The 12962-nt window shown below is 63.7% G+C and carries 13 protein-coding genes; 5 read left to right on the plus strand and 8 right to left on the minus strand.

The features are described from left to right. The 6 genes from DS839_RS23385 to DS839_RS23410 form a co-directional block, all read right to left on the minus strand. The gene (locus DS839_RS23385; protein ID WP_119272896.1) at nucleotides 1–723 is read right to left on the minus strand and encodes a maleate cis-trans isomerase family protein; all 723 of its coding nucleotides are present in this window, start codon (nucleotides 721–723) and stop codon (nucleotides 1–3) included. Between the two features lie 9 nt (nucleotides 724–732). Further along, a complete protein-coding gene (locus DS839_RS23390; RefSeq protein ID WP_162918749.1) occupies nucleotides 733–2739 on the minus strand; it encodes a hydantoinase/oxoprolinase family protein in 2007 nt (668 codons plus the stop codon). Between the two features lies 1 nt (nucleotide 2740). Continuing rightward, the gene (locus DS839_RS23395; RefSeq protein WP_119272898.1) at nucleotides 2741–4459 is read right to left on the minus strand and encodes a hydantoinase B/oxoprolinase family protein; all 1719 of its coding nucleotides are present in this window, start codon (nucleotides 4457–4459) and stop codon (nucleotides 2741–2743) included. A 9-nt stretch (nucleotides 4460–4468) separates the two neighbouring features. After that, nucleotides 4469–5269 (minus strand): amino acid ABC transporter ATP-binding protein, encoded by an 801-nt coding sequence (locus tag DS839_RS23400; RefSeq protein ID WP_119272899.1) that lies wholly within the window; start codon nucleotides 5267–5269, stop codon nucleotides 4469–4471. Then, a complete protein-coding gene (locus tag DS839_RS23405; RefSeq protein WP_119272900.1) occupies nucleotides 5262–5909 on the minus strand; it encodes an amino acid ABC transporter permease in 648 nt (215 codons plus the stop codon). Before DS839_RS23405 ends, DS839_RS23400 begins: the two co-directional genes overlap by 8 nt. Nucleotides 5910–5981: 72 nt before the next feature. Beyond that, complete coding sequence (locus DS839_RS23410) at nucleotides 5982–6788, minus strand: substrate-binding periplasmic protein (protein WP_119272901.1); 807 nt, start codon at nucleotides 6786–6788, stop codon at nucleotides 5982–5984. Between the two features lie 164 nt (nucleotides 6789–6952). Between DS839_RS23410 and DS839_RS23415 the strand changes: the two genes are divergently transcribed. Then, nucleotides 6953–7915, plus strand: a complete 963-nt coding sequence (locus DS839_RS23415; RefSeq protein WP_162918750.1) for a LysR family transcriptional regulator — start codon at nucleotides 6953–6955, stop codon at nucleotides 7913–7915. 33 nt (nucleotides 7916–7948) lie between these two features. Here DS839_RS23415 and DS839_RS36625 read toward each other — a convergent pair whose 3' ends face one another. After that, nucleotides 7949–8095 (minus strand): hypothetical protein, encoded by a 147-nt coding sequence (locus tag DS839_RS36625; protein WP_162918751.1) that lies wholly within the window; start codon nucleotides 8093–8095, stop codon nucleotides 7949–7951. Nucleotides 8096–8218: 123 nt separating this feature from the next. Between DS839_RS36625 and DS839_RS23420 the strand changes: the two genes are divergently transcribed. Beyond that, a complete protein-coding gene (locus tag DS839_RS23420; RefSeq protein WP_119272903.1) occupies nucleotides 8219–9076 on the plus strand; it encodes a LysR family transcriptional regulator in 858 nt (285 codons plus the stop codon). A 1-nt stretch (nucleotide 9077) separates the two neighbouring features. Here the strand turns inward: DS839_RS23420 and DS839_RS23425 are convergent, their stop codons facing one another. Next, nucleotides 9078–9800: a cytochrome c biogenesis CcdA family protein gene (locus tag DS839_RS23425; RefSeq protein WP_368911859.1), complete on the minus strand. Its 723-nt coding sequence runs from the start codon at nucleotides 9798–9800 to the stop codon at nucleotides 9078–9080. A 333-nt stretch (nucleotides 9801–10133) separates the two neighbouring features. Here DS839_RS23425 and DS839_RS23430 point away from each other — a divergent pair, with 333 nt between their 5' ends. The 3 genes from DS839_RS23430 (at nucleotide 10134) to DS839_RS23440 (ending at nucleotide 12960) form a co-directional block, all read left to right on the plus strand. Next, nucleotides 10134–11099: a zinc ABC transporter substrate-binding protein gene (locus DS839_RS23430; protein ID WP_119272905.1), complete on the plus strand. Its 966-nt coding sequence runs from the start codon at nucleotides 10134–10136 to the stop codon at nucleotides 11097–11099. 77 nt (nucleotides 11100–11176) lie between these two features. After that, complete coding sequence (locus DS839_RS23435) at nucleotides 11177–11842, plus strand: DUF1007 family protein (protein WP_119272906.1); 666 nt, start codon at nucleotides 11177–11179, stop codon at nucleotides 11840–11842. After that, nucleotides 11839–12960 (plus strand): nickel/cobalt transporter, encoded by a 1122-nt coding sequence (locus tag DS839_RS23440; protein ID WP_368911860.1) that lies wholly within the window; start codon nucleotides 11839–11841, stop codon nucleotides 12958–12960. Before DS839_RS23435 ends, DS839_RS23440 begins: the two co-directional genes overlap by 4 nt. Nucleotides 12961–12962: the final 2 nt, after the last annotated feature.

Consider the following 12962-nt stretch of genomic DNA (forward strand, 5'->3'; position numbering starts at 1 on the left):
CTAGGCCGAGAACAGCCGGCCACGATGCGGCGGCTTCACCGGGATGCCGCCGATCTTGAGGGCATGCCACAATATCGCGATGTTGCTGGTGACCACGGGCTTGCCGAGCTCTTGCTCAAGCATCTCCACTATTCCCGCCGTCGGCAGGCCGGTGCAGCTGATGACGACGCTGTCGGCCTCCGGACGATCGATCTCGCGGGCGAAGGCCGCAACTTCGTCTTCCTCGAGCGCTTGCAGCGTGTCGTCGTCGACCAGCTCGACGAAATAGCCCGCTACGGGCAAAGGATCGAAACCGTTCTCCCGAAGAAAAGCGCCGAGCACCTTGTTGATCGCGGGCGAATAGGGCGTGCCGACGGCAGGTCGCTTCAGGCCGAGCGCGTTCAATGCCGCCACCAGGGCGCTCGATGCCGTGGCCACCGGAATGCCGCCCGAGGCCGCGGCGAGCTCGCGCAGCAGATTGTCATTGCCGGCCTTCCCATTGAAGAAGCTCCCGCTCGTGCATGACCACACGATGGATTTCGGCTGCACCGCCACAAGACTTCTGACCGCGAGCTCGAGGCCTCGTGTCGCCTCGGCCATGGCCGCGGGCGTGACCTCATGCGGGTAGACGACACGGGCGGCGTGGATCTCGACACCGTCCGGCAGGATGCGGCGAAGATCAGGCTCGATGCACAAATCATTGTCCAGCACCGCGAGGCCGATGCGGCCTTTTTTTCCATACATGAGCGCCTCCTAGCCCCGGATCACTTCGATATGACCGGCCTTGTGCACCGTGAAGCGCCAGCCTGAGGGAATATAGCTGGTGGCCGTGCCCTCCTCGATGACGGCCGGACCGCCGGCACCGTCGCCCGCCGCCAGCGTGTCACGCGCCACGAAGAGCGCATCGACCCAGCGTCCGCCGGCAAAGACCGATTCCTTGTCCCCCTTGACCTTCCCATTGCGCCTTATGTCGATCTCCGGTAGCCGCGGCTTGCGCCGGGAAAAGATCGAGATGGCCCGTAGATTGACGAGCTCTATATCGGCATCGGGCTCGCAGAAGCCGAAATGCTGTTCATGGAGAGCATGGAACTGGCTTGCGAGATTCTTCATGAAGGGCGCCCGCTTGGCGATGTTCACTGCCACCTCATAGGCCTGGCCGCGATAGCGGCATTCCGCCTGGAAGCTCCAGTGCGGCGATCTGCCGGCCATCTCTCCCAGCGAATGCATGCCTTCGGCCGTCAGCTCGCTCATCATCTCGGCAAGCTTCGCCTCGTCGATCTGCGCCAGTGGCTTCAGCACCGAGCGGACAAAATCACGGCGCAGATCGGCGCATAGGAGCCCATAGGCCGAGAACGCGCCGGGATACATGGGAATGACGACGCGCGAGATGCCGAGCTCCTCGGCGATGGCGCAGGCATGCAAGGGCCCGGCGCCGCCGAAGGCGAAGAGCGCATAATCGCGCGGATCATGGCCTTCCCTGACGGACACGACCCTGACCGCATTGGCCATCTTATGATTGGCGATGGTGTAGACCTTTTCCGCGACGTCTTCGATCGAGGTGGCGAGAGCCGCGACGAGATCCTCATAGGCCTTGGTCGCGGCGCCATGGTCGAGACCCATCTCGCCGCCGAAGAATTTCGACGGGCGCAGCAATCCCATGAGGAACGCCGCGTCGGTGACGGTCGGCCGCGTCCCGCCGAAGCCGTAGCAGGCGGGCCCCGGGTTAGATCCCGCACTTTGCGGGCCGACATGCAGCAGGCCGCCGCTGTCGATCGAGGCGATGGAGCCGCCGCCGGCGCTGACCGTCTCGATATGGATCTGCGGCAGGGAGATCGGCAGGCCCGATATCTCGGAGCGGTTCGACATCGCCGCCGCGCCATTGCGAATGAGGGAAACATCCGTGGACGTGCCGCCCATGTCGAAGGAGATGGCGTTCTTGATGCCGAGCTCGCGCGCCACCTGCACGGTGGCGATGACGCCGCCGGCGGGGCCCGACAGGCACGTCGCCGCCGCGTGATCGCTCGCCGTCTCGGGCGGAAGCACGCCGCCATTGGAGCCCATGACTAGAATGTCGCCGGCAAATTTCTGATCGGCGAAGCGGCGGCGGAACTCCGACAGATAGGCCCTGATCTTGGGGCCGACATAAGCCGAGAGGACCGTCGTGCTCATCCGGTCGTATTCGCGGAAATGCGGCGCGATGACCGAGGATATGGCCGCATAGATGTCCGGCGCCTCCTCCTTGAGGAGTTGGGCCAGCATCTGCTCATGCGCCGGATTGGCATAGGAGTTGAGCAGGCAGACGGCGATCGCCGTGCAGTTCTGCCGCTTGAGTGCGGCGATGCGGGCGCGCGCTTCTTGGACATCGAGCGCCTGGCGCGCTTCGCCATTCGCCATCATGCGCTCGGGCACGCCGAGGCGCCTGCGGCGCGGCACCAAGGGCTCGGGCTTCTCTGCGAACAGGTCCCAGATATTGCGCCGCTCCTGACGCTGGAACTCGAGCACGTCGCGGAACCCATCCGTGGTGAGGAGCCCCACATCCGCGCCCTTGCGCTCGAGGATGGCATTGGTCGCCACCGTGGTCCCGTGGACGATCGCCGCGACGTCCTCGAATTTCTCGCCGAGCTTGGCGACGGATTCGACGGCACTTATCGACTGGTTCGGCGTGGTGACCGCCTTGGCGACGCGGATCTCTCCGTCCCCGGTTATCATCACCGCGTCGGTGAAGGTCCCACCGACATCAATCCCGATCAGGCAGTTCATTTCACGCTCCGTTTCTGTGGGCGCCGGATGCCGGCCTGTCGACCGCGTCCAGGGCATGCGGGTAATACGCGGCGATATGGTCGCGCGTGATCTTGTCTTCCTTGAAATCCTTCACGACGTCCGCGACCAGGCGTTCCGGCGCCGGACCGAAGCCGCCGCCGCCGCCGGCGATGACGCGGATGATGTCGCCCTTGCGCAGCTTGAAGCGCGTCTTGGACGGCAGCACGATCTCTTCCTCGTTGCGCAGGATGCGGAACGCGCCCCGTGTTCCCGGCTCGCCGCCGGCGGCTCCGGGCGGCGCGAAGCGGTGGCGGTCGGAATAGCCGAAGAACTCGGCGCCCTGGTCCATCACCTCATATTCCCTGACCGAGCCCAGGCCGCCGCGATGGCGTCCGGCGCCGCCGGTGTCAGGCAAGAGCTCATAGCGCTTCATCATCAGGAACGGATGATCGAGCTCGACCGCCTCGATCGGCGTGATGATGCAGTTCGACAGCGGCGCATCGAGCATGTCGGCGCCGTCGCGCACCGGGTTGCCGCCCCAGCCGCCGCCGATGTCCTCGATGAAGATCGAGAACTGCCCCTCGTTGAAACGCGAGACGCCGGACGTCGTGTTGGCATGGTAGCCGGGCGCCGGCACCCGGGTCGGAAGCGCCTTCTGCAAGGCCATGAGAATGGCATCGAACAGCCGGTAGGCGCCGCACATGCGGGCGCGCACCGCCGCCGGCGGCCTGGGATTGAGGATCGATCCATAGGGCACGTCGATCTTGATCGGCCGGTAGCATCCGTCATTGGCGGGTATCGTCTCGCCGCCGGCGGTCAGCGCCATCTTGATCGAGCTGAAGGTGCTCGAATAGGTCGAGCCCAGCGGCACGTTGAGGAACTCGTCGACCTGCGGCGCCGTTCCGGCGAAATCCACGTCCATGCGGTCGCCGATCACCGTGAGCTTCACCTTGACGGGGATCGGATCCTTCTGGAACACGCCGTCGTCGATCGCATCTTCCGCCTCATAGACCCCGTCCGGTATCGCCGCGATCGCGGCGCGCATCATGCGCTCGGAGTACTCCATCGCCGCGCCCATATAGCCGACGAGCTTTGCGGACCCGTAGCGCTCCGCCAATTCGACGATGCGCCGCCGCCCCAGCTCATTGGCGGCGAGCTGCGCCTGGATATCGCCCCATGTCGTCTCCGCGGCGCGGAAATTCGAATGGACGATGTCGTGAAACACACCGTTGCGGCCGAAATCGCGCTTGAGATTGAGCTTCATCGCCGTGAAGCGCAGGCCCTCCTCGTAAAACTCCTTGGCATCGAAGGTCAGGCCGGCGGCGCCTCCGCCGATATCGACATGATGGGCGATCGACCCCGAGAAGCCGATCAGCAGGCCTTCGTGGAATATCGGCGTGAAGATAGTGATGTCCTGGAGATGCTGGCCGCCGATATAGGGATCGTTGGTCACGAACACTTCGCCCGGCCTTATGCCGCCGTGCTTGGCGAGGCAGGCGCGCATCGGCAGCGACAGCGAGCTCATCTGGACGGGAATGTGCTCGGCCTCGGCGACGATCCGGCCTTCCGGATCGAAGAGCGCGCAGGAGCAGTCACGCGCCTCGCGGATGATGGTCGAGCGGGCCGACCGCAAGAGGTTGATGCCCATCTCCTCGGCCGTCGCATGGAAGGCGTTGATGAGAACATTCAGGGTTACGACGTCCAACGATGCATCATTCATGACTCGACCTCAGGAATTGAGATTGCGGCGCAGGACCTTCTTCAGGAACTCCTGGGTCCGCGGGTTGCGGGGATTGCTGAAAATGACGGAAGGCGGTCCCTGCTCGACGATGCGTCCACCGTCGATGAAGACGATGCGGTCGCCGACTTCGCGGGCGAAATCCATCTCATGCGTCACGATGATCTTGGTCATGCCGTCGAGGACGAGCTGCTTGATCACCGCGAGCACGTCCTCGACGAGCTCGGGATCGAGCGCCGAGGTCGGCTCGTCGAACAGCATGACCTGCGGCGACAAAGCGAGGGCGCGGGCGATCGCGACGCGCTGCTGCTGGCCGCCCGACAATACGTTCGGATAGGCATCGAGCTTGTCGGCGAGGCCCACGCGCCGGATCAGCTCCTCGGCGCGCGGCGCCACCTCCCGCGCCGGCTTGCCTTGCGCCCGGACCGGTCCGAGCATCACATTTTCCTTGACGCTCAGATGCGGGAACAGGTTGAAGCGCTGGAATACCATGGCAGTCTTGGCGCGCGCCTCGGCGGCCATCGCGTCGAGCTGCTTGTAATGGGGCTCGGCGGCCCCCGCATCGCGCGAGAAAACGAGCTCGCCCGCGATTTCGATCTGGCCCTGGTCCGGCACTTCGAGCAGGTTGATGCAGCGCAGGAGCGTGCTCTTGCCCGACCCGCTCGGACCGATGATGACGACCACTTCGCCGCTGCCGATCTCGAGCTCGATGCCGGAGAGGACCTGGTGCGCGCCGAACCTTTTGTGGATGTTGGAAAGCCGGACGATCGGCGTGTTTCTATGGTCAAGCATGGCCGCGCGAGACCTTCCGTTCGAAATAGCGGATGAGAAGGGCGCAAGGGTAGCTCATCGCGAAATAGAGCACCGCGACCAGGAGATAGATATCCATGGCCCGGAAGGTGATGGCGACCCTGAGCTGGGCGGCGCGCATCAGCTCGACGATCGAGATCGTCGACACGAGGGCCGAGTCCTTCAGCATCGAGATGAAATAGTTGCCGATCGGCGGCAGCACGATGCGGGCCGCCTGTGGCACGATCACATATCTGAGGAGACCTGCGCGCGACAGCCCGACCGAGGAGCCGGCTTCCCATTGTCCCTTGTCGATGGCGAGTATGCCGGCGCGAAAGACTTCCGCCAGATAGGCGCTGTAATTGATCGAAAGCCCGAGCACGCCGGCGGTGAAGGCTTCGAGCCTGATGTCGTATTGCGGCAATCCGTAATAGATGATGAAGAGCTGCACCAGGAGCGGCGTGCCGCGGATGATCTCGACATAGGCGCCACTGAGGACTCTCAGGAGACGGTTGCGCGACAGGCGCAGGAGCGCGACGGCGAGCCCGAGCAGCAGCGCCAGCGTCATCGAGGCGAAGGTCAGCTTCAAGGTCATGACTGCCCCGCTCAGGAGATAGGGCAGCATCTCATTCACGAATTGCATGGTACCTGCTTTGCGACGGAGAGATCACATCCCGCCGCGCGGCTTGCCGCGGCGGGATGTGATCGGGACGCCTCACTTGGGCGGGAAATACGGAACACCGTAGTGGTCGAGCGCCTTGGCGATGACGCCGGAAGAGATGAGCTCGGTCAGCGCCGTATCGACCTTCGCCTTGAGCTCGGCATCCTCCTTGCGAATGCCGACACCGGCATCGAAGCGCTCTTGCGGCACATATTCGCTCACCACCTTGACGGCGAGCGAGCGGTCCTTGTGGATGGCCCAGGCCGCCGAGGGCGCCTCGAGATAGGCCGCATCGATGCGGCCGTTGCTCAGCTCGATGATGACCGTGTTCTGATCGGGATAGATCGCGAGCGGGCCGATGCCCTTGCTCTCGAGCTCGCCCACGGTGACGGAGCCCGCGAGGACCCCGGTCTTCTTTCCCTTCAGATCCTCGATCCCCTTGATCGACGTATTGTCCTTGTGGACGAGGATCGTTTCGCCCGAGCCGTAATAGGGGACCGAGAAATCGATGACCTTCTTGCGTTCGTCGGTGATGAACAGGCCGTTGATGATGGCATCGCAGCGCTTGCTCGTCAGGGCTGGAATAAGGCCATCCCAGCTCACCCATTCATGTTTCGAGCTGACACCGAGCTTGTCGGCGATAGCCTTGGCGATCTCGACCTCGAATCCCGGCACCTGCTGGTCGGAGCTCGAATAGGGCAAGAGGCCATCCACGCCACAGACCACGAGGCCATTGGCCTTCACCCGCTCCCAGCTGTCATCCGCTGCTGCGGACACACCGCCCGACACGGCCAGGCCCGCCACGGCGCACATGGCCGCAAGCAACAGCCGTCCTTTGGCAAGCGATTTCGCGTCGCTCATCCCTTCCTCCTATGGTTGTATTTTTCTTCCTTTGATTGCCCCCTCTTCGAAAATGCAGCTTTCCGAAGGGGATGCGCCGTAATTACTGGCTCTTGCGGGGACGCACAAAGACATTAGACTTATGCGACATATAAACAGAATATATGGTTCAATCGAAGTCATCGATGGATTTTCGGAAGCTCAATCAGTTCCTGGTCGTTGCCGAGTCCGGCAGCATCTCGCGCGCCGCCGAGCGGCTGCACATCGCGCAACCCGCCCTCACGCACGCCATGAAGTCGCTCGAGGACGATCTCGGCATTCAGCTTCTGGAGCGCCATGCGCGCGGTGTCCTGGTCACCGACCTGGGAAAGGTCTTGGAGGATCAGGCGCGTGTGATCCTGCGCGAAGTCGAAAGGACGCGGGAAATACTGAAGGCGTGCGCGGTCAATCCGGTCGGCAATGTGCGCATCGCCCTACCCTCGCTCATCGCCGGCGACCTCACCGTTCCATTTCTCAAACGGCTGTCCCTTGGGCGGCGCAAATTTCACATCACGCTGATCGAAAGAGAGGCGGCACTGGCCGAGGAGGCGGTGAAGACCGGCCAGTGCGATGCGGCTTTGACCTTCAGTTCCGCCGCCGGCACCGATGTCACTTTGCAGCCTTTGCTGGCGGAAGAGCTTGCCGCCCTTCTGCCGCCGCCCTCCCCCGTGCCGGGCACGACGGTCAGCATAACCGACCTCGTCTCGATCAAGCTGGCGCTCTTGCCCAAGGAAGATCCGGTCCGGCTGGCGCTCGACCAGACGGCGGTCCGCCACGCGATCCGCCTCGACGTGCCGGTGGAGGTCAGCAGCTGGCCCGATCTGTGCGCCCTCATCAAGGAAGGTTATGCGACCGTATTGCCGGCTTCGATGGCGAAGCGGATATCCGCGGCGACCGGTGCCGAGCTCGCCTGGCTTTCGGACCCGCGCATCACCTGCGCCCTTTCGATCATGACCGCCAAGCACCGCAATCTGTCGCGCGCCGCCCTCGCCGCCGTAGAAGACCTGGCGCGTACCGTCGAGGAACTGGTCAATGACGGAAGATGGGTCGGCCGGTATATCGGCAATGTCAGGACGTCCGCCGGTGCCGTCTCCGTCGTCGCCAACTAGGATCCGGCCGTGCGGCCGTTCGTGCCACGCCGGTTATCTTTGCCGGCCGTGATGCACCAGCCAGTCGATATTGCCGCGCGAGACGCCGATATCGGCCAGCATGGCGTCATCGGCGCCGAGCAACCGGCGGCCGGCGAGCCACATGTCGAAGGCATCCCTCATCATGCGGATTGCCGACATGGTTCTCATCCAACGGGTTTCGGTCATCATGGTCGTCAAGCTCCTGAAGCCATGAGACGCCCAGGTGGTTGATCTGTCCAACGAGTAGTTGAAATATGTGCCATTAGGGAAATTCATCAACCCATGGACATCGACCTTCTCAAGAGCTTCATCGCCATTTGCGAGACCGGGAGCTTCACCCAGGCGGCCCGCCAGGTCGGGCGGACGCAATCGGCCGTGAGCCTGCAGATCCGTAGGCTCGAGGCCCTGTTGGGCCGGCCGCTTTTGTCGCGGTTGGGCGGCAATGTCCAGCTTACCGATCATGGCGAGCTGTTTCTGGGCTACGCCAAGGACATCGTCGCTTCCTATGGCGCAGCGCTCGCCGCCTTCAATCGCGGCTCGGTCGAAGGCGTCGTGGTGCTCGGCCTTTCGGAACATTATGCGCCGCGTATCCTCTCCGACGTCCTGCGCAGCTTCATCGAGCTCTATCCCCTCGCCACCGTCGACCTCGTGCCGGAGGAATCGATGGTTCTCGCCAAGGGCCTGAGCGACGGGGCGATAGACCTCGCCTTCATTACCGAGGGCATCGGGCCGGTGCGCGGCGGCCCGGTCGTCTTCCGCGACGAGATCGTCTGGGTGGCGCCGCTCACCGGCACCATCCATGAGAAGGACCCGTTGCCGATCGCCATTCGCGGCGAGGACGACAGCTATGCGCAAGCGATGGTGGCAGCACTCGAGGCGATGAAGCGCGCGCACCGGATCGCCGTGATCAGCCGCAGCATCACCGGGCTGCGCGCCGCTGTGTCGGGCGGATTGGCGGTCTCGGCCATGGTGAGAAGCGCCGTCACCGCCGACATGCGCGAGCTGACGCCTCGCGAGGGCTTTCCACCGTTAGGCAAGTTCAACATCCGTCTCGAGCGCTCGCATCTGAAGAAGAGCCCGATCATCGACCGGCTGGAGGCGCATCTGATCGCGCGGCTCTCCGAAGAGCCTGCTTCTTAAATCACCCGATGCGCGAGAAGACCGGGAAAGTCTCGAGCAGCCAATAGGCGAAGCTCTGATGCAGTCCGGTCAGGAAAGCGAGGCCGGCAAGGACGAGCAGCACGCCCATGGTCTTCTCGACCGTGCCGAGATGCTTGGCGAAGCGCTTGAGGAAGCCGAGGAAGGTGCCGACGCCCAAGGCGGCGAGAAGGAAGGGCACGCCCAATCCCAATGAATAGATGGCGAGCAGGAAAGCGCCCTGCCCGACGCTGTCTTCGGCCGCCGCCACCGCCAGGATGGTGGCGAGGACCGGCCCGATGCAGGGGGTCCAGCCGAAGGCGAAGGCAAGCCCCACCGCATAGGCGCCGATGAGGCCGGCCGGGCGGGTCTCCTGCTGATAGCGCTTCTCGCGATTGAGGAAGGCGAAGCGGAAGAGGCCGAGGAAATGCAGGCCCATGAGGATGATGAAGATGCCGGCGAGCTTCGCCAGCAGCGGCAGGTGCTCGCGGATGAATTGTCCCGCCGCCGATGCCGTGGCGCCGAGGAGCACGAAGACGGTCGTAAAGCCGAGCACGAAAGCGAAGGCGGCGAGGACCGTGCGGTTGCGCGAAACCGTTGCCTTCTCCGTCAGGTCGTCGAGCGTGGCGCCGGTGATGAAGCACAGATAGGGCGGCACCAGCGGCAGGACGCAGGGGCTGAGAAAGCTCAAGAGCCCGCCGAAGAATGCCGTCAAAAGAGTAGCCACCAGGACCTCGCAACCTTGCACCACAAGGGCAGGACGATGCGATTGCTGCTCTCCCCGTATCCTCATGCTGAGGTGGCCGCGACCTTGCTCCGCCGAAGCGAAGCCTCGGCTTCGCGAAGGCGAGAGCGGCCCGGGAGCCTGCAACACACCCTTCGAGGCTCGCTTCGCTCGCACCTCAGGGTGAGGATGGCGGACGAGCCTTGAATCATGCCCGGGCGCAACTTGGCGGTTCAGGCGAGGCGGCACAACTCACGAAAGGCCGCAGGGTTCCTCACTTTAACTTGACAGCCGCTCGATCCTGTTATGTTATAATGTTACATAAAGGAGTGATCCATGCCCGCGACCGCCCGCTTCGTCCTTACCACCGCCTTCGCCGCCCTCTTGAGCACCACGAGCCTTGCCGCCCCGCGCGTGGTGGCCACCATCAAGCCCATTCATTCCATTGCGGCAAATGTGATGGCGGGGGTGGCCGAGCCGCATCTGCTGCTCGATGCCGCGGTGTCCGAGCATACCGCCCAGCTCACCCCGTCCCAGGTCGAGGCCATGCAGAATGCCGATCTCATCGTCGTGGTGGGCGAGAATCTCGAGGCCTTCCTGCATAAGGCCCTGGAAAACCCCGAGATCGCGCAGAAGAAGCTGTTCGAGGCCGGCGAATTGCCGGGCCTCAAGCTGCTGCCGGTGCGCAGCGGCGGCCTGTGGGAAGCACATCATCACGAAGGCGAAGAGGAGCATCATGAGGGCGAGGCGGAAGCAGGTCACGCCGATCACGACCACGAGCATGGCGGCAATGACCCGCATATCTGGATGGACCCCGAGAATGTCAAAGTGATCGCCTTGGCGCTGGCCAAGACGCTGGGCGATCTCGACCAGGAGAACGCCGCCAAATATCAGGCCAATGCCGAGAAATTCGCATCCGACCTCGACAAGCTCTCCGCCGACATGGCGGCTTCCGTGCAGCCGGTGCGCGACAAGCGCTATATCGTCTTCCACGATGCCTATCAGTATTTCGAGACCCGTTTCGGCCTGAGCCCGGCCGGCAGCATCACGGTCAACCCGGAAGTGACGCCCGGCGCCAAGCGCATCAAGGAGATCCATGACCGCATCGCCGAGACGAACGCGGTCTGCGTCTTCGCCGAGCCGCAGTTCGAATCGAAATATATCGAGACCGTCATCGAAGGCACCAAGGCCAAGGCCTCGGTGCTCGACGGCCTCGGCGCCAAGGAACCTGCCGGTACGCAAGCCTATGGCGGCATGATGCACAAATTTGTGACGGCCCTCGTTACCTGCCTCAAAGGGTGAAATAAGCGTAACTTCACTTTTCCGCCGTATTCTCCGATCATTTCTCAGGCTTCGCGCTCAACGGGGATGATCGAGGGATGCGGCGGATTTTCATGAACGCCACGGCACTTGCCGCGACCTTGCTGTTGCCGGCAGGCCCCGCCAATGCCCATCCCCATGTCTGGATCACCATGCGCTCCGACGTCGTGTTCAACGACAAGGCCGAGGTCGCCGGCATCGCGGTCGAATGGACCTTCGATGACGGCTATACGCAGATGGCGCTCGAGGGCCTCGATACCAATGGCGACGGCGTCTACAGCCAGTCCGAGCTCGAGCCCTTGACCCAGGAGAATCTGAAGTCGCTCAAGGACTATAATTATTTTGTCGTGCCGAGGGTCAACGGCAAGATCGTCGCCATCACCGATCCGACGGAATATGGCCAGATCTACAGCAACGGGAAGCTCGAGCTGCATTTCACCGTGCCGCTCGCCGCGCCCGCCGATCCGCGCAAGGCGGAATTCCTCTACAAGATCTATGATCCGGAATTCTTCATCGCCATGGATTATATCCAGGAGGATCCGGTCGGCGTCGTGGGCGACCTGCCGAAAGGCTGCCATCTCGAGGTCAAGCCGGTCGTTTCCGATCAGCAGCTCGACCAGACGCGCCAGATGCTGTCGAGCAAGGGCGCCGACTGGAAGCCGCCGGAGGATGAGGATTTCGGCGGCATGTTCGCGCAACCGGCTTTGGTCATGTGCTCCAAATGAAGCTGATCGCCCGGGCGCTGTGCCTCGTGCTGCTGCTGTGCGTCGCGGGGCTGAGCGTGCCCGGTTCCGTGCTGGCGCAGGAGCAGACCCAGCCCGAGCCCCCCAAGATCGATCAGCGCAAGCTCCTGGTCCAGCCGCGCAAGGCCGACGGCACGCTGAAGACGCCGTCCTTGTGGCAAGAGCCCGTCCTGTGGGTCATGGACAAGCAGCGGAGCTTCTATGGCGCGATGTCGCTGTCGATCAGGCAGATGCGATCGCAATCGCCCTTTGCCGCAGGTCTCACCTTGATGCTGCTGAGCTTCGGCTATGGCATCTTCCATGCCGCGGGGCCGGGGCACGGCAAGGCGGTGATCTCGGCCTGGCTGCTCGCCACCGAGAATGAATTGCGCCGCGGCATTCTCATCGCCTTCATGAGCGCCGTGGTCCAGGCTTTGACCGCCATTGTCATCGTGAGCGCATTGCTTCTCTTCGTGACGGCGGTCGGCACGACGGCGCGCGACGTGGCGGGCTTCCTCGAAAGCGCGAGCTACGCCCTCATCGCGTTGATGGGCGTCTATCTCATCTGGACGGCGCTCAGGCCGCATCGGCGTGCCGCCGCGGCCGCAGCGCCTGCCCGTGATCATTTTCATGGCCATGATCACCACCATCACGATCATGATCACGACCACCATCACGACCATGATCACCACCATCACGATCACCACGGGCACCATCACGCGCATGACGCCAATTGCGCCTGCGGCCACGCCCATGTCCCCGAGGCCCGCCAGGTGAAGGGCGAATGGTCGCTGACCAAGGCGCTGTCCCTGGCCTTCGCCGTCGGCATCAGGCCCTGCTCCGGCGCACTCCTCGTCCTCATCTTCGCCAATACGCTGGGCCTCTATTGGGCGGGCATCACCTCGACCTTCGTGATGGCGCTCGGCACCGCGATCACCGTTTCGGTCATCGCCGCCATCGCGGTCTATTCGAAGAAACTCGCCATCAGCCTGGCGAAGCGCGACGAGACCTGGCTCGGCCGCGCCGCTTTCGCGCTGCGCCTTGGCGGCGGCCTCGTCATCGTCGCCCTGGGCGGCATCCTGTTCTGGGGCTCGCTCTTCTCCACCAACACGATGATGTGAGC

The sequence above is a fragment of the Taklimakanibacter deserti genome (assembly GCA_003574785.1).

Coding starts and splice junctions, on each gene's coding strand:
- DS839_RS23385 (WP_119272896.1), bottom strand. CDS start 723: ATGTATGGAAAAAAAGGCCGCATCGGCCTCGCGGTGCTGGACAATGAT.
- DS839_RS23390 (WP_162918749.1), bottom strand. CDS start 2,739: ATGAACTGCCTGATCGGGATTGATGTCGGTGGGACCTTCACCGACGCG.
- DS839_RS23395 (WP_119272898.1), bottom strand. CDS start 4,459: ATGAATGATGCATCGTTGGACGTCGTAACCCTGAATGTTCTCATCAAC.
- DS839_RS23400 (WP_119272899.1), bottom strand. CDS start 5,269: ATGCTTGACCATAGAAACACGCCGATCGTCCGGCTTTCCAACATCCAC.
- DS839_RS23405 (WP_119272900.1), bottom strand. CDS start 5,909: ATGCAATTCGTGAATGAGATGCTGCCCTATCTCCTGAGCGGGGCAGTC.
- DS839_RS23410 (WP_119272901.1), bottom strand. CDS start 6,788: ATGAGCGACGCGAAATCGCTTGCCAAAGGACGGCTGTTGCTTGCGGCC.
- DS839_RS23415 (WP_162918750.1), top strand. CDS start 6,953: ATGGATTTTCGGAAGCTCAATCAGTTCCTGGTCGTTGCCGAGTCCGGC.
- DS839_RS36625 (WP_162918751.1), bottom strand. CDS start 8,095: ATGTCGGCAATCCGCATGATGAGGGATGCCTTCGACATGTGGCTCGCC.
- DS839_RS23420 (WP_119272903.1), top strand. CDS start 8,219: ATGGACATCGACCTTCTCAAGAGCTTCATCGCCATTTGCGAGACCGGG.
- DS839_RS23430 (WP_119272905.1), top strand. CDS start 10,134: ATGCCCGCGACCGCCCGCTTCGTCCTTACCACCGCCTTCGCCGCCCTC.
- DS839_RS23435 (WP_119272906.1), top strand. CDS start 11,177: ATGCGGCGGATTTTCATGAACGCCACGGCACTTGCCGCGACCTTGCTG.
- DS839_RS23440 (WP_368911860.1), top strand. CDS start 11,839: ATGAAGCTGATCGCCCGGGCGCTGTGCCTCGTGCTGCTGCTGTGCGTC.